The organism is Sulfuritortus calidifontis (assembly GCF_003967275.1).
GTDB lineage: Bacteria > Pseudomonadota > Gammaproteobacteria > Burkholderiales > Thiobacillaceae > Sulfuritortus > Sulfuritortus calidifontis.
The window spans coordinates 422,099-440,547 of sequence record NZ_AP018721.1; the positions used below are offsets into that span (position 1 = coordinate 422,099).

General features: G+C 63.3%; 32 protein-coding genes. 29 read left to right on the top strand and 3 right to left on the bottom strand.

Annotation, left to right across the window (positions count from 1 at the left end; genetic code table 11):
• Window positions 1-61: 61 nt before the first annotated feature.
• The 29 genes from rplC (at window position 62) to EL388_RS02435 (ending at window position 14,294) form a co-directional block, all read left to right on the top strand.
• Complete coding sequence (gene rplC, locus EL388_RS02295) at window positions 62-706, top strand: 50S ribosomal protein L3 (protein ID WP_126458990.1); 645 nt, start codon at window positions 62-64, stop codon at window positions 704-706.
• A complete protein-coding gene (gene rplD / locus EL388_RS02300; RefSeq protein ID WP_126458993.1) occupies window positions 706-1,329 on the top strand; it encodes a 50S ribosomal protein L4 in 624 nt (207 codons plus the stop codon). The genes rplC and rplD overlap by 1 nt, the downstream gene beginning before the upstream one ends.
• Window positions 1,326-1,637, top strand: a complete 312-nt coding sequence (gene rplW / locus EL388_RS02305) for a 50S ribosomal protein L23 (RefSeq protein ID WP_126458996.1) — start codon at window positions 1,326-1,328, stop codon at window positions 1,635-1,637. The genes rplD and rplW overlap by 4 nt, the downstream gene beginning before the upstream one ends.
• Before the next feature lie 3 nt (window positions 1,638-1,640).
• Complete coding sequence (gene rplB / locus EL388_RS02310) at window positions 1,641-2,468, top strand: 50S ribosomal protein L2 (protein ID WP_126458999.1); 828 nt, start codon at window positions 1,641-1,643, stop codon at window positions 2,466-2,468.
• A gap of 13 nt (window positions 2,469-2,481) precedes the next feature.
• Window positions 2,482-2,760 carry a 30S ribosomal protein S19 gene (rpsS, locus tag EL388_RS02315; protein WP_126459002.1) on the top strand — a complete coding sequence of 93 codons (279 nt, stop codon included), beginning with the start codon at window positions 2,482-2,484 and terminating at the stop codon, window positions 2,758-2,760.
• A gap of 11 nt (window positions 2,761-2,771) precedes the next feature.
• Window positions 2,772-3,101: a 50S ribosomal protein L22 gene (gene rplV / locus EL388_RS02320; protein ID WP_126459005.1), complete on the top strand. Its 330-nt coding sequence runs from the start codon at window positions 2,772-2,774 to the stop codon at window positions 3,099-3,101.
• A 9-nt stretch (window positions 3,102-3,110) separates the two neighbouring features.
• The gene (gene rpsC, locus EL388_RS02325) at window positions 3,111-3,818 is read left to right on the top strand and encodes a 30S ribosomal protein S3 (protein ID WP_126459007.1); all 708 of its coding nucleotides are present in this window, start codon (window positions 3,111-3,113) and stop codon (window positions 3,816-3,818) included.
• Entirely contained in the window at window positions 3,802-4,218 is a 417-nt protein-coding gene (gene rplP, locus EL388_RS02330; RefSeq protein WP_126459010.1) for a 50S ribosomal protein L16, read from the top strand. Before rpsC ends, rplP begins: the two co-directional genes overlap by 17 nt.
• 2 nt (window positions 4,219-4,220) lie before the next feature.
• Window positions 4,221-4,421: a 50S ribosomal protein L29 gene (gene rpmC, locus EL388_RS02335; protein ID WP_126459013.1), complete on the top strand. Its 201-nt coding sequence runs from the start codon at window positions 4,221-4,223 to the stop codon at window positions 4,419-4,421.
• A 10-nt stretch (window positions 4,422-4,431) separates the two neighbouring features.
• Window positions 4,432-4,704: a 30S ribosomal protein S17 gene (gene rpsQ, locus EL388_RS02340; protein WP_126463976.1), complete on the top strand. Its 273-nt coding sequence runs from the start codon at window positions 4,432-4,434 to the stop codon at window positions 4,702-4,704.
• Window positions 4,705-4,856: 152 nt separating this feature from the next.
• Entirely contained in the window at window positions 4,857-5,225 is a 369-nt protein-coding gene (rplN, locus tag EL388_RS02345; protein ID WP_126459016.1) for a 50S ribosomal protein L14, read from the top strand.
• A gap of 11 nt (window positions 5,226-5,236) precedes the next feature.
• Window positions 5,237-5,551 carry a 50S ribosomal protein L24 gene (gene rplX / locus EL388_RS02350; RefSeq protein WP_126459019.1) on the top strand — a complete coding sequence of 105 codons (315 nt, stop codon included), beginning with the start codon at window positions 5,237-5,239 and terminating at the stop codon, window positions 5,549-5,551.
• Between the two features lie 10 nt (window positions 5,552-5,561).
• Window positions 5,562-6,101, top strand: a complete 540-nt coding sequence (gene rplE, locus EL388_RS02355) for a 50S ribosomal protein L5 (protein ID WP_126459022.1) — start codon at window positions 5,562-5,564, stop codon at window positions 6,099-6,101.
• Between the two features lie 7 nt (window positions 6,102-6,108).
• A complete protein-coding gene (gene rpsN, locus EL388_RS02360; RefSeq protein ID WP_126459025.1) occupies window positions 6,109-6,414 on the top strand; it encodes a 30S ribosomal protein S14 in 306 nt (101 codons plus the stop codon).
• Between the two features lie 12 nt (window positions 6,415-6,426).
• Complete coding sequence (gene rpsH, locus EL388_RS02365; protein WP_126459028.1) at window positions 6,427-6,822, top strand: 30S ribosomal protein S8; 396 nt, start codon at window positions 6,427-6,429, stop codon at window positions 6,820-6,822.
• A gap of 8 nt (window positions 6,823-6,830) precedes the next feature.
• On the top strand, window positions 6,831-7,364 hold the full coding sequence (gene rplF / locus EL388_RS02370; protein WP_126459031.1) for a 50S ribosomal protein L6: 534 nt from the start codon (window positions 6,831-6,833) through the stop codon (window positions 7,362-7,364).
• Window positions 7,365-7,379: 15 nt separating this feature from the next.
• Window positions 7,380-7,733 carry a 50S ribosomal protein L18 gene (gene rplR, locus EL388_RS02375; protein ID WP_126459034.1) on the top strand — a complete coding sequence of 118 codons (354 nt, stop codon included), beginning with the start codon at window positions 7,380-7,382 and terminating at the stop codon, window positions 7,731-7,733.
• A gap of 12 nt (window positions 7,734-7,745) precedes the next feature.
• Window positions 7,746-8,258, top strand: coding sequence for a 30S ribosomal protein S5 (gene rpsE / locus EL388_RS02380; protein ID WP_126459037.1), 513 nt, complete (start codon window positions 7,746-7,748; stop codon window positions 8,256-8,258).
• Between the two features lie 3 nt (window positions 8,259-8,261).
• Complete coding sequence (gene rpmD / locus EL388_RS02385; protein WP_126459039.1) at window positions 8,262-8,444, top strand: 50S ribosomal protein L30; 183 nt, start codon at window positions 8,262-8,264, stop codon at window positions 8,442-8,444.
• Entirely contained in the window at window positions 8,445-8,882 is a 438-nt protein-coding gene (gene rplO / locus EL388_RS02390) for a 50S ribosomal protein L15 (RefSeq protein ID WP_126459042.1), read from the top strand. It abuts the gene before it with no gap.
• A gap of 42 nt (window positions 8,883-8,924) precedes the next feature.
• Window positions 8,925-10,220 carry a preprotein translocase subunit SecY gene (gene secY / locus EL388_RS02395; RefSeq protein ID WP_126463977.1) on the top strand — a complete coding sequence of 432 codons (1,296 nt, stop codon included), beginning with the start codon at window positions 8,925-8,927 and terminating at the stop codon, window positions 10,218-10,220.
• Between the two features lie 5 nt (window positions 10,221-10,225).
• Window positions 10,226-10,444, top strand: coding sequence for a translation initiation factor IF-1 (infA, locus tag EL388_RS02400; RefSeq protein WP_126459044.1), 219 nt, complete (start codon window positions 10,226-10,228; stop codon window positions 10,442-10,444).
• A 20-nt stretch (window positions 10,445-10,464) separates the two neighbouring features.
• Entirely contained in the window at window positions 10,465-10,578 is a 114-nt protein-coding gene (rpmJ, locus tag EL388_RS02405; protein WP_126459051.1) for a 50S ribosomal protein L36, read from the top strand.
• 63 nt (window positions 10,579-10,641) lie between these two features.
• Window positions 10,642-11,004: a 30S ribosomal protein S13 gene (gene rpsM, locus EL388_RS02410; protein ID WP_126459054.1), complete on the top strand. Its 363-nt coding sequence runs from the start codon at window positions 10,642-10,644 to the stop codon at window positions 11,002-11,004.
• Window positions 11,005-11,015: 11 nt separating this feature from the next.
• Window positions 11,016-11,408 (top strand): 30S ribosomal protein S11, encoded by a 393-nt coding sequence (gene rpsK, locus EL388_RS02415; RefSeq protein WP_126459057.1) that lies wholly within the window; start codon window positions 11,016-11,018, stop codon window positions 11,406-11,408.
• 16 nt (window positions 11,409-11,424) lie between these two features.
• Complete coding sequence (gene rpsD, locus EL388_RS02420) at window positions 11,425-12,051, top strand: 30S ribosomal protein S4 (protein ID WP_126459060.1); 627 nt, start codon at window positions 11,425-11,427, stop codon at window positions 12,049-12,051.
• A 26-nt stretch (window positions 12,052-12,077) separates the two neighbouring features.
• Window positions 12,078-13,067, top strand: a complete 990-nt coding sequence (locus tag EL388_RS02425; protein ID WP_126459063.1) for a DNA-directed RNA polymerase subunit alpha — start codon at window positions 12,078-12,080, stop codon at window positions 13,065-13,067.
• Window positions 13,068-13,097: 30 nt separating this feature from the next.
• Window positions 13,098-13,487 (top strand): 50S ribosomal protein L17, encoded by a 390-nt coding sequence (gene rplQ, locus EL388_RS02430; RefSeq protein WP_126459066.1) that lies wholly within the window; start codon window positions 13,098-13,100, stop codon window positions 13,485-13,487.
• Between the two features lie 57 nt (window positions 13,488-13,544).
• On the top strand, window positions 13,545-14,294 hold the full coding sequence (locus EL388_RS02435) for an SAM hydrolase/SAM-dependent halogenase family protein (protein ID WP_126459069.1): 750 nt from the start codon (window positions 13,545-13,547) through the stop codon (window positions 14,292-14,294).
• Here EL388_RS02435 and EL388_RS02440 read toward each other — a convergent pair.
• The 3 genes from EL388_RS02440 to uvrA are packed head-to-tail and all read right to left on the bottom strand — an operon-like array spanning window position 14,291 to window position 18,402.
• Window positions 14,291-15,022 carry a pseudouridine synthase gene (locus tag EL388_RS02440; protein WP_126459072.1) on the bottom strand — a complete coding sequence of 244 codons (732 nt, stop codon included), beginning with the start codon at window positions 15,020-15,022 and terminating at the stop codon, window positions 14,291-14,293. The genes EL388_RS02435 and EL388_RS02440 overlap by 4 nt on opposite strands.
• Window positions 15,015-15,566, bottom strand: a complete 552-nt coding sequence (locus EL388_RS02445) for an ORF6N domain-containing protein (RefSeq protein WP_126459075.1) — start codon at window positions 15,564-15,566, stop codon at window positions 15,015-15,017. The genes EL388_RS02440 and EL388_RS02445 overlap by 8 nt, the downstream gene beginning before the upstream one ends.
• A gap of 25 nt (window positions 15,567-15,591) precedes the next feature.
• Window positions 15,592-18,402: an excinuclease ABC subunit UvrA gene (uvrA, locus tag EL388_RS02450; RefSeq protein WP_126459078.1), complete on the bottom strand. Its 2,811-nt coding sequence runs from the start codon at window positions 18,400-18,402 to the stop codon at window positions 15,592-15,594.
• Window positions 18,403-18,449: the final 47 nt, after the last annotated feature.

The window sequence follows — 18,449 nt, forward strand, 5'->3', positions numbered from 1 at the left end:
GGTGAGCTTGAATTTGAAACCGCCGGCCAATTGAAGTCGGCGCCTTAAGAGGAAACGAAAAATGAGTCTAGGCCTTGTCGGTCGCAAGATCGGCATGACCCGCATTTTCACCGACGACGGCAGTGCCGTGCCGGTGACCGTGCTGGACATGTCGAACAACCGCGTCAGCCAAGTCAAGACCGTGGCGACGGATGGCTACGATGCCGTTCAGCTCGCTTACGGCAGCCGCAAGCCCAACCGCGTGGCCAAGCCCATGGCGGGCCACTTCGCCAAGGCGGGCATCGAGGCGGCGGCAGGCATGACCGAATTCCCCGTTGCCGCTGATGTCGCCAGCCAGTACCAGGCGGGCGCCAGCGTGACTGTCGAAATCTTCCAGGCTGGCCAGATGGTCGATGTCTCCGGCGTGACCCAGGGTAAGGGCTTCGCCGGCACCATCAAGCGGCATAACTTCGCCTCCCAGCGCGCCAGCCATGGCAACTCCCGCTCGCACAACGTGCCCGGCTCGATCGGTCAGGCGCAGGACCCGGGCCGAATCTTCCCCGGCAAGCGCATGTCCGGCCACATGGGTGCCGTCAACCGCACCATCCAGAACCTGGAAGTGGTCCGCGTCGACAGCGAGCGCCAGCTGCTGCTGGTCAAGGGTGCCGTGCCCGGTCCCAAGGGTGGCGACGTCGTCGTGCGTCCGGCCGTGAAAGGGGGCGCATAATGGAATTGAAGCTGATTAACGCCAAGGGTGCCGATGCCGGCGCCGTCTCGGCCGCCGACACCCTGTTCGGCCGCGAGTACAACGAAGCCCTGGTCCACCAGCTGGTCAAGGCCTTCCTGGCCAACGCCCGCCAGGGTACCCGTGCCCAGAAGGACCGCGAGCAGGTCAAACACAGCACCAAGAAGCCGTTCCGCCAGAAGGGTACCGGCCGCGCCCGCGCCGGCATGACCTCCAGCCCGCTGTGGCGCGGAGGCGGTCGCATCTTCCCGAACAGCCCGGACGAGAACTTCACCGAGAAGGTGAACCGCAAGATGTACCGTGCCGGCATGGCCTCCATTCTGTCCAAGCTGGCTGCCGACGGTCGCCTGAAAGTGGTCGACGGCTTCAGCGTCGAGGCGCCGAAGACCAAGCTGATGGCCGCCAAGATCAAGGATATGGGCATGAGCAACCGGGTGCTGATCATCACCCCCGAGATCGATGACAACCTGTGGCTGTCCTCCCGCAACCTGCACAACGTGCTGGTGCTGGAGCCGCACCAGGCCGATCCTTGGAGCCTGGTCCGCTTCGACCATGTCCTGCTGACCCGCGATGCGGTGAAGTCGTTCGAGGAGATGTACGCATGAATGCCGTGAAGATGAACGAGGAGCGCCTGATGCAGGTCATCCTCGCGCCGGTGATCTCCGAGAAGAGCACGCGCGTGGCTGACCAGAACGAGCAGGTCGTGTTCCAGGTGGCGCCGGACGCCACCAAGCCCGAGATCAAGGCCGCGGTCGAGCTGCTGTTCAAGGTCGAGGTCAAGGATGTCAAAGTGGCCAACGTCAAAGGCAAGGTGAAGCGCTTCGGTCGCTTCTTCGGTCGCCGTGACAACTGGAAGAAGGCGTATGTCTGCCTGAAGCCGGGCCAGGAACTGAATTTTGTGGCAGGGGAATAAGCCATGGCTCTGGTAAAAGTTAAACCGACTTCCAACGGCCGTCGCGCCGTGGTCAAGGTGGTCACGCCTGGCCTGCACAAGGGTGCCCCCCACGCTGCCCTGCTGGAGAAGCAGAAGCAGAAGGCCGGCCGCAACAACAACGGCCACATCACCACCCGGCACAAGGGCGGTGGCCACAAGCATCATTACCGGATCGTCGACTTCAAGCGCGATAAGGACGGCATCGTGGCCAAGGTCGAGCGTATCGAATACGACCCGAACCGCAGTGCCCACATTGCTCTGCTCTGCTACGCCGACGGCGAGCGTCGCTACATCATCGCCCCGCGCGGCCTCGAGGCCGGCGCCCAGGTGGTGAGCGGTGCCGAGGCCCCGATCAAGCCGGGCAACACCCTGCCGCTGCGCAACATCCCGGTCGGTAGCACCGTCCACTGCATCGAGATGCAGCCGGGTAAGGGCGCCCAGTTGGCCCGTGCCGCCGGCACCAGCGTCCAGCTGCTGGCCCGCGAAGGCAGCTACGCCCAGCTGCGCCTGCGTTCCGGCGAGATCCGCAAGGTCCACGTTGATTGCCGCGCCACCATCGGCGAGGTCGGCAATGAAGAGAACAACCTGCGTTCCTACGGCAAGGCCGGCGCCATCCGCTGGCGCGGTATCCGCCCGACGGTGCGTGGTGTCGCGATGAACCCGGTCGATCACCCGCATGGTGGTGGCGAGGGCCGCACCGGCGAGGGCCGCGTGCCCGTGTCGCCGTGGGGTCAGCCGACCAAGGGTTATCGTACCCGCAGCAACAAGCGTACCGACAATATGATCGTGCGCCGCCGTCACAAAGCGTAAGGGGTGAGTTGATATGGCTCGTTCAGTAAAAAAGGGCCCGTTCGTCGACGGGCATCTGATGAAGAAAGTGGAAGCGGCTACCTCCGCCGGTGACAAGCGCCCGATCAAGACCTGGTCGCGTCGTTCGACGGTCCTGCCCGATTTTATCGGCCTGACCATCGCCGTGCACAACGGTAAGCAGCACATCCCCGTGTATGTCACGGAAAACATGGTTGGCCACAAGCTCGGCGAATTCTCGCTGACCCGGACGTTCAAGGGTCATGCCGCCGACAAGAAGGCCAAGAAGAAGTAAGGAGCGAAAAGATGAGAGTTTCTGCCGTACTGCGCGGTACTCGGCTTTCCGCCCAGAAGGCCCGCCTGGTGGCTGACTTGGTCCGCGGCAAGCCCGTGGACAAGGCCCTGAGCATTCTCGCCTTCACCCCGAACAAGGGTGCCGGCGTGATCAAGAAGGTTCTGGAGTCGGCGATCGCCAACGCCGAGCACAATGAGGGCGCCGACATCGACACCCTGAAGGTCGCCACGATCTTCGTCGACGAAGGTCCTGTGCTCAAGCGCTTCACCGCGCGTGCCAAGGGCCGTGGCAACCGGATTACCAAGCCCACCTGTCACATCACCGTGACCGTCGGCGACTGAGGAATAGACATGGGACAGAAGATTCATCCGACCGGCTTCCGCCTGAGCGTGACCCGCAACTGGTCCTCCAAGTGGTTTGCCAACAGCAAGGGCTTCGGCGGCACCCTGATCGAGGACATCAAGGTGCGCGACTTCCTGAAAAAGAAGCTCAACCATGCTTCCCTGAGCCGCATCCAGATCGAGCGTCCGGCCAAGAACGCCCGCATCACCCTGTTCTCGGCGCGCCCGGGCGTGGTGATCGGCAAGAAGGGCGAGGACATCGAGAACCTGCGTAAGCAGGTGCAGGCCATGATGAGCGTGCCGGTGACCCTGAACATCGAGGAGGTGCGCAAGCCCGAGACCGATGCCCAGATCATCGCCGACTCCATTGCCAACCAGCTGGAAAAACGGATCATGTTCCGCCGCGCGATGAAGCGGGCCATGCAGAATGCCATGCGCTTCGGCGCCCAGGGCATCAAGATCATGAGCTCCGGTCGTCTGAACGGCGCCGAGATCGCCCGTACCGAGTGGTACCGCGAAGGTCGTGTGCCCCTGCACACCCTGCGCGCCGACATCGACTACGGTTTTGCCGAGGCCAATACCACCTACGGCGTGATCGGCATCAAGGTTTGGGTCTACAAGGGCGAAAACATGGGCCGCGGCGAGAAGCCTGTCGCCGCCCCTGAGCCCGAGAAACGTGGCAAGAAGTCAGGAGTGAAACATGCTGCAGCCGGCTAGAAGGAAATACCGCAAGGAGCAGAAGGGCCGTAACACCGGCGTCGCCACCCGCGGCGCCAAGGTGAGCTTCGGCGAATTCGGCCTGAAGGCGATCGGCCGTGGCCGGATTACCGCCCGTCAGATCGAGGCTGCGCGTCGCGCCATGACCCGCCACATCAAGCGGGGCGGCCGCATCTGGATCCGCATCTTCCCGGACAAGCCGATTTCCCAGAAGCCGGCCGAAGTGCGGATGGGTAACGGCAAGGGCTCGCCCGAGTACTACGTCGCCGAGATTCAGCCGGGCAAGATGCTGTACGAGATGGAAGGCATCAGCGAGGAGCTGGCGCGTGAGGCGTTCAAGCTGGCCGCTGCCAAGCTGCCCATTCCCACCATGTTTGTGACCCGTCAGATCGGGGGCTGATCATGAAAGCAAACGAGTTGAGAACCAAGAGCCAGGATGAGCTGCAGAAGGAGCTCATGGACCTGCTGCGCGCCCAGTTCAGCCTGCGCATGCAGCTTGGCACCCAGCAGACCAACAAAACCCACGAGCTTCGCAAGGTGCGCCGGGATATCGCCCGTGTGCGCACCATCATGCACGAATCGAAGCTCAAGGCCGGCAACTGAGAGGTAGATGATGGCCGAGCAGGAAAAAGCCAAGAACGTTCGCACGCTGACCGGCAAGGTCGTGAGCGACAAGATGGACAAGACCGTCACCGTGCTGGTCGAGCGCAAGGTCAAGCACCCGCTCTACGGCAAGGTGATCCGCCTGTCCAAGAAGTACCACGCCCACGATGAGAAGAACGAGTATCGCGAGGGCGATATGGTTCAGATCGAGGAGTGCCGCCCGCTGTCCAAGACCAAGGCCTGGACTGTGAGCAAGCTCGTCGAGAAGGCGCGCATCGTTTAATTTGTGCTTGCAAACCGGAAGGTCCGCAGGTAGAATCGCGGACTTTTCACCGTGTCTTGGGCTGTGGGTTGGTTCTCAGAGCCTTGGCGCAAAACCCTTCGGGATCCAAAACTGCTCGGCGCCGCCGGGTCAAGTTGGATTGGAGTTAGATCATGATTCAAATGCAGTCCATGCTGGACGTGGCCGACAACACCGGCGCGCGTACCGTGATGTGCATTAAGGTGCTGGGTGGTTCCAAGCGCCGGTATGCCAGCGTAGGCGACATTATCAAGGTGAGCATCAAGGATGCGGCCCCGCGCGGTCGCGTCAAGAAGGGCGATGTCTACAACGCCGTGGTCGTGCGTACGGCCAAGGGCGTGCGTCGTCCCGACGGCTCCTTGATCAAATTCGACGGCAACGCAGCCGTGTTGCTCAACAACAAGCTCGAGCCGATCGGCACCCGTATCTTCGGGCCGGTCACCCGCGAGCTGCGCACGGAGAAGTTCATGAAGATCGTCTCCCTGGCGCCCGAGGTTCTGTAAGGAGTCTGGTCATGCGTAAGATTCGCAAAGGTGACGAGGTCATCGTCCTGACCGGCAAGGACAAAGGCAAGCGTGGCACCGTGCTGCGCGTGCTGGAGAGCCATGTGGTCGTGGAAGGCGTCAATCGCGTCAAGCGCGCGGTGAAGCCCAACCCCATGAAGGGCACGACCGGTGGTTTCATGGACAAGGACATGCCGATCGACATCTCCAACGTGGCGCTGTTCAACACCGCCACCGGCAAGGGTGATCGCGTCGGTATCAAAACGCTGGAGGACGGGCGCAAGGTGCGCTTCTTCAAGTCCAACGGCGAAGTCGTGGATGCGTGAGGACTGAGCCATGGCGCGTTTGTACGATTACTACAAGGACACCGTGGTTGCCGAGCTGACCAAGCAGTTCGGCTACAAGTCGGTGATGGAAGTGCCCCGGATCGAGAAGATCACCCTGAACATGGGCGTCGGCGAGGCCGTCGGTGACAAGAAGGTCATGGAATTCGCCGTCGGCGACCTGACCAAGATCGCCGGCCAGAAGCCCGTGGTGACCAAGGCCCGCAAGTCGATTGCCGGCTTCAAGATCCGCGACAACTACCCGATCGGCTGCAAGGTGACCCTGCGTCGTGACCGGATGTACGAGTTCCTCGATCGTCTGGTCAACATTGCCATTCCCCGGATCCGCGACTTCCGCGGCATCGGCGGCAAGGGCTTCGATGGTCGTGGCAACTACAACATGGGCGTCAAGGAACAGATCATGTTCCCCGAGATCGAGTACGACAAGATCGATGCCCTGCGTGGTATGAACATCACCATCACCACCACGGCCAAGACCGACGCCGAAGCCCGCGCGCTCCTGGCTGCGTTCAAATTTCCGTTCAAGAGCTGAGGTTGACATGGCCAAGACCGCGTTGATCAACCGTGAAGACAAGCGCCGCCGCATGGTCAAGAAGTACGAGGCCAAGCGTGCAGAGCTGAAAGCGATCATTAACGACGCCAGCCGTTCCGACGAGGAGCGGATGGCTGCCCGTGAGAAATTCCACGCGCTGCCGCGCAACGCCAGCCCGATCCGGCTGCGCAACCGCTGCCAGCTGACCGGCCGTCCGCGCGGCGTGTTCCGCAAGTTCGGCCTGTGCCGTAACAAGATCCGTGAGATCGCCATGCGTGGCGAGATCCCGGGTGTGGTCAAGGCCAGCTGGTAAGGGAGAGACGATATGAGTATGAGTGATCCCATTGCCGACATGCTGACCCGCATCCGCAACGGCCAGATGACTGAGAAGGCCAGTGTCCGGATGCCGGCTTCCAAGCTGAAGAAGGCGATTGCCCAGGTTCTGAAGGACGAGGGCTACATCGAGGACTATGCCGTGCGCGAGAGCAACGGCCTGCCCGAGATGGAAGTGGCCCTGAAGTACTACGCCGGCCGTCCGGTGATCGAGAAGATCGAGCGCATCAGCAAGCCCGGTCTGCGCGTCTATAAAGGCCAGGGCGACCTGCCTCGCGTGATGAACGGCTTGGGTGTGGCGATCGTTTCCACCTCCAAGGGTGTGATGACCGACCGCAAGGCCCGCTCTCTGGGCGTGGGCGGCGAGGTCCTGTGCGTTGTGGCGTGAGGTAAGCGATGTCTCGAGTTGCTAAGAATCCGATTGCGGTGCCGTCCGGCGTGGAGGTTTCCATCGCTGCCGACGCGATTTCCGTCAAGGGCCCGCTGGGCACTTTGAAACAGGCGCTGACCGGTCGCGTCAAGGTGAGCCAGGCCGAGGGCAAGCTGCAGGTCGCCGCGGTCGACGACAGCCGCGAGGCCAACGCCATGTCCGGCACCACCCGCGCCCTGCTGGCCAACATGGTCCAAGGGGTGTCCAAGGGCTTCGAGCGCAAGCTGACCCTGGTCGGCGTCGGCTACCGTGCGCAGGCCCAGGGCAACAAGCTGAACCTGAGCCTGGGCTTCTCCCACCCGGTCGAGCACGTGATGCCCGAGGGGATCAAGGTCGAGACCCCGAGCCAGACCGAGATCGTGATCAAGGGCGCCGACAAGCAGAAGGTCGGTCAGGTGGCGGCCGATGTCCGCGCCTACCGCAGCCCCGAGCCCTACAAGGGCAAGGGCATTCGCTATGCCGACGAAGTTGTGGTCTTGAAAGAGACCAAGAAGAAGTAACCTGGAGCGCTTGAAATGGACAAGAATATCCGGCGTCTGCGCAGGGCGCGCAAAACCCGCGCCAAGATTGCAGAACTGGCTGTGGCCCGTCTGTGCGTGCATCGCACCAATAGCCACATTTATGCGCAAATCATCGATCCGACCGGCGGTCGCGTGCTTACCAGCGCTTCCACCGTCGAGAAGGACGTGCGCGGCCAGATCAAGAATGGCGGCAACGTCGAGGCGGCCAAGCTGGTCGGCCAGCGTATCGCCGAAAAGGCCAAGCAGGCCGGCGTCAGCGCCGTTGCCTTCGACCGTGGCGGCAATGCCTATCATGGCCGGGTCAAGGCCCTGGCCGAGGCGGCGCGCGAGCACGGACTGAGTTTCTAAGCGAGGATTAAGATGGCTAGAGTCGAACAGCAGCAGGACGAGCGCAGCGACGGCCTCAAGGAAAAGATGATTGCGGTCAACCGCGTCACCAAGGTGGTGAAGGGCGGCCGCATTCTGAGTTTCGCCACCCTGACCGTGGTCGGTGACGGCGACGGCGGCATCGGCATGGGCAAGGGCAAGGCCCGCGAAGTGCCGGTCGCCGTGCAGAAGGCCATGGAAGAGGCGCGCAAGAAGATGATCAAGGTGCCGCTCAAGAACGGCACTTTCCACCACTCGGTGGTCGGCAGCCATGGCGCCTCCAAGGTGCTGATCCAGCCGGCCTCCGAAGGTACCGGCATCATCGCCGGCGGTCCGATGCGCGCGATCTTCGAAGTGATGGGCGTGCACAACGTGCTGGCCAAGTGCATCGGTTCAACCAATCCCTACAACGTGGTGCGTGCCACGCTGGACGGTCTGTCCCAGATGATGACCCCCAGTGAAGTTGCTGCCAAGCGCGGCAAGACCGTGGCCGAAATCCTGGAGTAAGCCATGAGCGGCAAGATCAAAGTGACTCTGGTCAAGAGCGTGATCGGTACCAAGCAGAACCACCGCGAGAGCGTGCGTGGTCTGGGTCTGAAGCGGCTGAATCAGAGCGTGGTCCTGGAAGACACCCCGTCCGTGCGCGGGATGATCAACCAGGTGCGCTATCTGGTGAAGAGCGAGGTGATCTAAATGCAACTGAACAATCTGAAACCCGCTGTCGGCAGCACCCACGCCAAGAAGCGTGTCGGCCGTGGCATCGGCTCCGGTCTGGGCAAGACTGCGGGTCGCGGTCACAAGGGCCAGAAGTCCCGCGCCGGCGGCTTCCACAAGGTCGGTTTCGAGGGCGGCCAGATGCCGCTGGCTCGTCGTCTGCCCAAGCGTGGCTTCATCTCGCTGAACCGGGCGTTCAAGGCCGAGGTGACCCTGTCCGATCTGAACAAGCTGCCGATCGACAACGTCGATCTGCTGGCGCTGAAGCAGGCCGGTGTCGTGCCCCAGATGGCCAACACCGTGAAGATCATCCTGTCGGGCAAGATCGAGCGTGCGATCAAGGTCGTCGGCATCGGCGTGACCAAGGGCGCCAAGGCTGCCATCGAGGCGGCCGGCGGCAGCATCGTCGAGGCCTAAGCGGGAGCGTCCTTGAGCACAGCGGCAGGCAACCTCTTCGGCATGACCAGCAAGATGGGCGACCTTAAGCGTCGCCTTTGGTTTCTGCTGGGGGCCTTGATCGTCTACCGGATCGGCACCTTCGTGCCGGTGCCGGGGATCGATCTCGCTGTCATGGACCAGCTGTTCAAGAGCCAGCAGGGCGGCATCCTGGGCATGTTCAACATGTTCTCCGGCGGCGCCCTGTCGCGCTTCTCCGTATTCGCCCTGGGCATCATGCCCTACATCTCCGCTTCCATCATCATGCAGTTGATGACGGTGGTGTCGCCGCAGTTGGAAGCGCTGAAGAAGGAAGGCGAGGCGGGCCGGCGCAAGATCACCCAGTACACCCGCTACGGCACGGTGGCCCTCGCCCTCTTCCAGGCCCTGGGCATCTCCATTGCCTTGGAAGGTCAGGCTGGTCTGGTCCATGCACCCGGTCTCGAATTCCGTCTGACCGCGGTGGTCACCCTGGTTGCCGGTACCATGTTCCTGATGTGGCTGGGCGAGCAGATCACTGAGCGCGGCATCGGCAACGGTATCTCGATCATCATCTTCGCCGGTATCGCGGCGGGCCTGCCTCATGCCATCGGCGGCACTCTTGAGCTGACCCGCACTGGTGCCTTCTCCATCCCCCTGGTGCTGATGCTGTTCGTCGGCGCCCTGCTGGTGACCGCCTTGGTTGTCTTCGTCGAGCGCGGTCAGCGCAAGATTCTGGTTAACTATGCCAAGCGCCAGGTCGGTAACAAGCTGTATGGTGGACAGACCTCGCACCTGCCGCTGAAGATCAATATGGCCGGCGTGATTCCGCCAATTTTCGCCTCCAGCATCATCCTGTTCCCGGCTACCTTGGCCGGCTGGTTTGGTAGCCATGAGAGCATGTACTGGCTGAAAGACATCGCCGCGGCGCTGTCGCCCGGTCAGCCGGTCTATGTCCTGCTTTATGCGGCGGCGATCCTGTTCTTCTGCTTCTTCTATACCGCCTTGGTGTTTAATCCCCGGGAGACGGCAGACAACCTGAAGAAGAGCGGCGCCTTCGTGCCAGGAATCCGCCCCGGTGAACAGACCGCCCGCTATATCGACAAGATCATGACGCGGCTGACCCTGGTGGGTGCCATCTACATCACCTTGGTCTGTCTGCTGCCTGAGTTCCTGATCGTGAACTGGAATGTGCCGTTCTATTTTGGCGGCACCTCGCTCCTGATTATTGTGGTGGTGACCATGGACTTCATGGCCCAGGTTCAGGCCTACATCATGACCCACCAGTATGAGAGTCTGCTGAAGAAGGCCAACTTCAAAGGCGGCTTGGTCGGGCGCTGAGGGGTATGTCGAAAGAAGACGTAATACAGATGCAGGGGGAAGTATTGGAAATGCTTCCCAACGCTACCTTCCGGGTGAAGTTGGAAAACGGTCACATCGTGTTGGGGCATATTTCCGGCAAGATGCGGATGCACTACATCCGGATTTTGCCGGGTGACAAGGTCACCGTGGAGATGACGCCGTACGATCTCTCCCGGGCTCGGATCGTTTTCCGGGCGAAATGAGTTTTTAGAAGGAGCCGAACATGCGTGTTCAAGCCTCTGTGAAGAAGATCTGCCGCAAATGCAAAATCGTGCGCCGCAAGGGTGTGGTGCGCGTCATCTGCAGCGAGGCGCGTCACAAGCAGCGCCAGGGCTGAAGACTTGCATTGCGCAAGCTTCAATTGTTATAATTTTTAGCTTTCTTTTGCTGGGAGTTTTTCATGGCCCGCATCGCCGGGGTGAACATCCCCAACCACAAACATGCGGAGATCGCCCTGACGGCGATCTATGGTATTGGTCGCGCCCGCGCCCGCCTCATCTGTGCCGAGGCTGGCGTCGTGCCGTCGACCAAAATGAAGGATCTGACTGACGCCGAGGTCGACAAGCTGCGCGACCTGGTGGGCAAGTTCACGGTCGAGGGTGACCTGCGCCGTGAAGTGACCATGAACATCAAGCGTCTGATGGATCTGGGCTGCTACCGCGGTCTGCGTCATCGCAAGGGCCTGCCCGTGCGTGGCCAGCGCACCCGCACCAATGCGCGTACCCGCAAGGGCCCGCGCAAGCAGCAGCAAATCAAGAAATAAGGTAAAGCGACATGGCTAAGGCTCAAGCGACGCGAGTGCGCAAAAAGGTCAAGAAGAACGTGGCTGAGGGCATCGCCCACATCCACGCCTCCTTCAACAACACCATCATCACCATCACCGACCGGCAGGGCAATGCCCTGGCTTGGGGTGCTTCCGGTGCGGCCGGCTTCAAGGGCTCGCGCAAGAGCACGCCGTTCGCCGCTCAGGTTGCCGCCGAGACCGCCGGCAAGCTGGCCCAGGAATACGGTGTCAAGAACCTGGAAGTGCGGATCAAGGGTCCGGGCCCGGGTCGCGAGTCTTCCGTCCGTGCGCTGAACAATCTTGGCTTCAAGATCACCAGCATTTCCGATGTGACGCCGATGCCGCACAACGGCTGCCGTCCTCCCAAAAAGCGTCGGATCTAATTAGGAGTACAGCAAAGTGGCTCATTACATTGGACCCAAATGCCGTCAGTGCCGTCGGGAAGGCGAGAAGCTGTTCCTGAAGGGCGAAAAGTGCTTCACCGACAAGTGCGCCATGGAGCGCCGCGCGCACGCCCCCGGCCAGCATGGCGCCAAGCAGGTGCGTCTGTCCGACTACGGCACCCAGCTGCGCGAGAAGCAGAAGATTCGCCGTATCTACAACGTGCTGGAAGGCCAGTTCCGTCTGACCTACAAAGAGGCCGATCGGCGCCGCGGCGTGACCGGCGAGAACCTGCTGCAACTGCTGGAATCCCGTCTGGACAGCGTGACCTATCGCATGGGCTTTGCCGCCTCCCGCTCCGAGGCCCGTCAGGTCGTGCGGCACAACAGCATCCTGGTCAACGGCAAGCGGGTGAACATCCCCTCCTACCAGGTCAAGCCGGGCGATGTGGTCGAAGTGGCCGAGCGCTCGAAGGGCCAGCTGCGCATCAAGGGTGCCTTGGAAGCGGCCGAGGGTCGCGGCTTCCCCGAGTGGGTCGAGGTCGACGCCAAGGCCATGAAGGGTGTCTACAAGGCGCGCCCGCAGCGCTCCGAGTTGCCGCCGACGATCAACGAGCACCTCGTGATCGAACTGTATTCCAAGTAATCCGTCCGCCTAAAGGTCTAAAACATATGTCGAACACTGGCGAGTTGCTGAAACCCCGTATCGTCGAGGTCAACAGCATTTCCCCGCGTCAGGCGCGGGTTACGCTGGAGCCGTTCGAGCGTGGCTACGGTCACACTCTGGGCAACGCCCTGCGCCGTATCCTGCTGTCTTCCATGCAGGGCTACGCGCCGACCGAGATCCGCATTGCCGGCGTCGTGCACGAGTACTCCACCATCGAGGGCGTGCAGGAAGACGTCGTCGACATCCTGCTCAACCTCAAGGGCCTGTCGGTCAAGCTGAACAGCCGCAACGAAGCCACCCTGAGCGTGAAGAAGGAAGGCGAGGGCGTGGTCACCGCCGGCGACCTGCAGGGTGGCCACGATGTCGAGATCCTGAACCCGGATCATGTCATCGCCCATGTCACCAAGGGTGGCAAGCTCGACATGGAAGTCAAGATCGAGGCGGGCCGCGGCTATGTGCCGGTCACCGCGCGCACGGTCAAGGACGAGACCCGTCCGGTCGGCGTGATCATGATGGATGCCCTGTACAGCCCGGTGAAGAAGGTCAGCTTCAGCGTCGACAGCGCCCGCGTCGAGCAGCGCACCGACCTGGACAAGCTGGTGCTCGAGGTCGAGACCAACGGCGTGATCGAACCGGAAGAGGCCGTGCGCGGCGCCGCCCGCCTGCTGATCGAGCAGCTGATGCCGTTCGCCGACCTGAAGGGCGTCAGCCTGTCGTCCGAGCAGCCCAGCGCCGCCAGCGGTGCCCAGATCGATCCGATCCTGCTGCGTCCGGTGGACGAGCTGGAACTGACCGTGCGCTCCGCCAACTGCCTGAAGGCCGAGAACATCTACTACATCGGTGATCTGATCCAGCGCACCGAGAACGAATTGCTCAAGACCCCCAACCTGGGCCGCAAGTCCCTGAACGAGATCAAGGACGTGCTGGCCGCGCGCGGTCTGACCCTGGGCATGAAGCTGGAAAACTGGCCGCCCGTTGGCTTGGAAAAGCCCTAAGCCGCGGCTCGAACAAAGAGGTAATACAAAATGCGTCATCGCCTGTCCAACCGCAAACTGAACCGCACCAGCAGCCATCGCTCCGCGATGCTGCGCAACCTGACCAACGCCCTGTTGCGTCACGAGGTGATCAGCACCACCCTGCCCAAGGCCAAGGAACTGCGCCGCGTGGCCGAGCCCCTGATCACCCTGGGCAAGAAGCCGAGCCTGGCCAACCGCCGTCTCGCCTTCGACCGGACGCGCGATCGCGACATCGTGGCCAAGCTGTTCGACGATCTGGGCCCGCGCTTCATGGCCCGTCCCGGCGGCTACCTGCGCATCCTCAAGGCCGGCTTCCGCAAGGGCGACAACGCGCCCATGGCCCTGGTGGAGCTGGTGGACCGGCCCGAAGCGCAGGAAGGTTCTGCGGCGGCTGAATAAAGCGGCGCAAGCTGTGGTAAAAAGGCCGGCATTGCCGGCCTTTTTTCATTTCCCGCGATGATTGCGCTATTCACCGATTACGGCTGGGCCGACCCCTATGTCGGCCAGGTCAAGGCCGTGCTGGCCCGCGAGGCCCCGGCTGTACCGGTCATCGACCTGCTGCACGGCGCGCCGGACTTCAACGCCCATGCCGGGGCGCAGCTGCTCGACGCCCTGTGTCGCGCCTTCCCTGAAGGCAGCGTGTTCTTCTGCGTGGTCGATCCCGGCGTCGGCGGGCCGCGCCAGGCCGTGGTGCTCGATGCCGACGGCCGCTGGTTCGTCGGCCCGGACAACGGCCTGCTCTCGGTAGTGGCCGCCCGGGCCCGCCAAGTACGCTACTGGCAGATCACCTGGCGGCCAGAAAACCTGTCCGACACCTTTCACGGCCGCGACCTGTTCGCGCCGATCGCCGCCTGGATCGCCGCCGGCCGTTTCCCTGAAGACAAGCTCAAGCCCATCGCCCAGCTCGAGGTGCAGTTCGACCCGGCCGACCTGGCGCGGATCATCTACATCGACCATTACGGCAATGCCTGGACCGGTCTGCGTGGCGGCCTCATGACCGGGCAGACGGCGCTGGAGGTGAAGGGGCAGGCGCTGCGCTATTTCCGCACCTTCGGCGAGGCCGGCAAGGGCGAGGCCTTCTGGCATGTGAACAGCTCGGGCCTGGTCGAGATCGCGGCCAACCGGACCAGCGCGGCTGAGCTGCTGGGCCTGAAGATCGGGGACAAGGTCGGCCTGGCCGGGCCGGCCGCCGAGGCGCTGCACTAGAAGCGCTCGTCCTCGCGCAAATAGCGCCACTGGCCCAGGGGCAGCTCGCCCAGGCGCACGCGGCCGATGCGCACGCGCTTGAGCCCCACCACCTTGAGCCCGACCAACTCGCACATGCGGCGGATCTGGCGCTTGCGGCCTTCCTTCAGAATGAAGCGCAACTGGTCGCGGTTTTGCCAGCTGACCTTGGCCGGCCTGAGCTTGTGGCCGTCGAGCGACAGGCCGTGGTTGAGCAGGGCCAGGCCTTTCTCGTCGAGCCGCCCCTCCACCCGCACCAGATATTCCTTTTCCACCTGGGAGTCGTCGCCGATCAGGTGCCGGGCGATGCGTCCGTCCTGAGTGAGCACCAACAAGCCTGTGGAATCGATGTCCAAACGGCCGGCCGGGGCCAGGCCTTTCAGCATGGCCGGGCTGAAGGCCGGGCCGCGGCTCTCCTGCCATTGGGTGTCGCGCTGGATCAAGGCCAGCGCGGGCGTGAAGCCCGGCTCCGGCTGGCCGGAGACATAGCCCACCGGTTTGTGCAGCAATATGGTTACCCGGCGCTGCTGTTGTTGGTCGGCCTGCTGGGCAAGCCGGATCTCGCAATCGGGGGCGACCTTGGTGCCGAGCACGTCGACCTTGAGGCCGTCGACAAAGACCCAGCCGCGCTCGATGTAAGCGTCGGCTTCGCGCCGCGAGCACAGCCCGCGTTCGGCCATGAGTTTGGACAGGCGGATGAGTTCAGTCATCTTTCGGCGTGACGAATCCGATGGGGCGTTTCTTGGTTTGTGGTGGTTTCATCAGTTCCCGGATGGTCTGGATCAAACCGGCGATGGCTTGGTCATGGGTCTGAAGCTTGGCCTCGACCCGCCGTTCCAGTTCATCCAGCCGCTTGGCCAATTCCTTGTTGCCGGCCAGCATCTCACGCAGTTGGACGAAGGCGCGCACGACGTAGACGCTCATTTCCACGGCGCGGGGCGAATTGAGCACCGTGGCAGCCATGATCGCGCCATGCTCGGTAAATACCAGCGGAGGCTTGCGGCGGCCACCCCAACTTGAAGTCGCAATTTGCGACTTCAAGTTGGCATATTCATCCTGGCTCAGCTCGAAGATGAAGTCGGGCGGAAAGCGGTCCCGGTTACGCCGGACCTGCTCGTTGAGCCGTTTCGTCTCCACGCCATAGAGCGCGGCCAGGTCTGAGTCCAGCAGAACGCGCTGGCCGCGCAGGACAAGAATGGAATGGGTCAGATGCTCGACAAGTGGGGCAGATACGGCAAGGGTCTTTTTTGGCATGGTTCCTCCCTTTTTGCGGGGAAGCTTACCGTAAAACTGCCTTGAGATACCGGCCGGTATGGCTGTCCGGGTGCTTGGCCACCTGCTCCGGCGTGCCCTCGGCGATGATGCGGCCGCCGCCCTCGCCGCCTTCGGGGCCGAGGTCGATGATCCAGTCGGCGGTCTTCAGCACGTCGAGGTTGTGTTCGATCACCACCACCGTGTTGCCGTGGCCGACCAGGCGATGCAGCACATCGAGCAGCAGCGAGATGTCATGGAAGTGCAGGCCGGTGGTCGGCTCGTCCAGGATGTACAGGGTGCGGCCGGTGTCGCGCTTGGACAGCTCCAAGGCCAGCTTCACCCGCTGCGCCTCGCCGCCCGACAGGGTGGTGGCCGACTGGCCCAGGCGGACGTAGGTGAGGCCGACGTCGATCAGGGTCTTCAGCTTGCGCGCCACGGTGGGCACCGGCTTGAAGAATTCGTAGGCCTCCTCCACCGTCATCTGCAGGACGTCGTGAATGCTCTTGCCCTTGTACTGGATCTCCAAAGTCTCGCGGTTGTAGCGCTGGCCGTGGCAGACGTCGCAGGGTACGTAGATGTCGGGCAAAAAGTGCATCTCCACCTTGATCATGCCGTCGCCCTGGCAGGCCTCGCAGCGGCCGCCCTTGACGTTGAAGGAGAAGCGGCCGGGCCCGTAGCCGCGCTCGCGCGCCTGGGGCACGCCGGCGAACAGCTCGCGGATCGGGGTGAACAGGCCGGTGTAGGTGGCCGGGTTGGAGCGCGGGGTGCGGCCGATGGGGCTTTGGTCGACGTTGATCACCTTGTCGAAGAACTCGACGCCGTCGATGTCCGCGAACGGCGCCGGCTCCAGGGCCGAGCCGTAGAGCAGGTTGGACACCGCGGCGTAGAGGGTGTCGTTGATCAGGGTCGACTTGCCCGAGCCGGAGACCCCGGTGATGCCGACGAAGAGGCCGAGCGGCAGCTTGAGGGTGACCTCTTTCAGGTTGTTGCCGCTGGCGCCGGTCAGCACCAGCTGGCGATCCGGGTCCGGCGCCTTGCGCTTCTTCGGCACGGCGATGGCCTTCTTGCCCGCGAGGTACTGGCCGGTGAGCGAGGCCTTGCTGGCGATGATCTGCTTGGGCGTGCCTTCGGCCACCACCTCGCCGCCGTGCTCGCCGGCGCCGGGGCCCATGTCGACCACGTAGTCGGCGGCGCGGATGGCATCCTCGTCGTGCTCGACCACGATCACGGTGTTGCCCAAATCGCGCAAGTGCTTCAGGGTGCCGAGCAGGCGGTCATTGTCGCGCTGGTGCAGGCCGATGGAAGGCTCGTCCAGCACGTACATGACGCCGGTGAGGCCGGAGCCGATCTGGCTCGCCAGGCGGATGCGCTGGGCCTCGCCGCCGGACAGGGTGTCGGCCGAGCGCTCCAGTGAGAGGTAATCGAGGCCCACATTGTTGAGGAAGGACAGGCGGGCGACGATCTCCTTGACGATCTTGTCCGCCACCTGGGCGCGGTGGCCGGTCAGCTTCAGCGCATCGAAGAACTTCAGGGTCTGGCGGATGGGCAGGCGCGACAGGGCGTGCAGGGTCTGGCCGCCGATGGTGACGTGGCGCGCCTCCACCCGCAAACGCGAGCCCTCGCACTCGGGGCAGGGCCGGCTGGCGATGTACTTGGCCAGTTCCTCGCGCAAAAGCTGGGATTCGGCGTCCCTGTAGCGCTTTTCCAAAATCGGGATGACGCCGTCGAAGCTGTGCTGGCGGGTGACCTTGCGGCCGCCCTCGCCCAGGTAGTGGAAGGGGATGACCTCGCCGCCGCTGCCGTAGAGCACGATCTCGCGTACCCGCTCGGGCAGCTCCTCGAACGGCGCCTCGATGTCGAAGCCGTAATGCAGGGCCAGGTCGGTCAGCATGCGGAAGAAGAAGGCGTTGCGCCTATCCCAGCCCTTGATCGCGCCGGAGGCGAGCGAGAGGTGGGGGAAGGCGACCACCCGCTTGGGGTCGAAGAAGGTGATCGCGCCGAGGCCGTCGCATTTGGGGCAGGCGCCCATGGGGTTGTTGAACGAGAACAGCCGCGGCTCCAGCTCGGGCAGGGCATAGTCGCATACCGGGCAGGCGAACCTGGCCGAGAACAGCTGCTCGTGGCCGCTGTCCATGTCCACCGCCAGGGCACGGCCGTCGGAGTGGCGCAGGGCGGTCTCGAACGATTCGGCCAAGCGCTGCTTCACCTCGGCGCGGACCTTGAGCCGGTCGACCACGGCCTCGATGGTGTGCTTCTTGTTCTTGTCGAGTTTGGGCAGGGCGTCGATGTCGTAGACCTCGCCGTCGACGCGCAGGCGGACGAAGCCCTGGGCGCGCAGCTCGTCGAACAGCGCCAGCTGCTCGCCCTTGCGGCCGACCACCAGGGGCGCCAGGATCATCAGCCGGGTGTCCTCGGGCAGGCTCAGCACCTGGTCGACCATCTGCGACACCGTCTGCGCCGCCAGCTCGATGCCATGCTCCGGGCAGCGCGGGGTGCCGGCGCGGGCGAACAGGAGGCGCAGGTAGTCGTGGATCTCGGTCACCGTGCCCACGGTGGAGCGCGGGTTGTGGCTGGCGGTCTTCTGCTCGATTGCGATGGCGGGCGACAGGCCCTCGATCAGGTCGACGTCGGGCTTTTCCATCAATTGCAGGAATTGCCGGGCATAGGCCGAGAGCGATTCGACATAGCGACGCTGGCCCTCGGCATAGAGGGTGTCGAAGGCGAGCGAAGACTTGCCCGAGCCGGACAGGCCGGTGATCACGATCAACTGGTGATGCGGCAGATCGAGATTGACGTTCTTCAGGTTGTGGGTGCGGGCGCCCCGGATGCGGATCATGCTGTGCGATGTGGAATCAGGACAATCCGCCAATATACCGGTTTCAG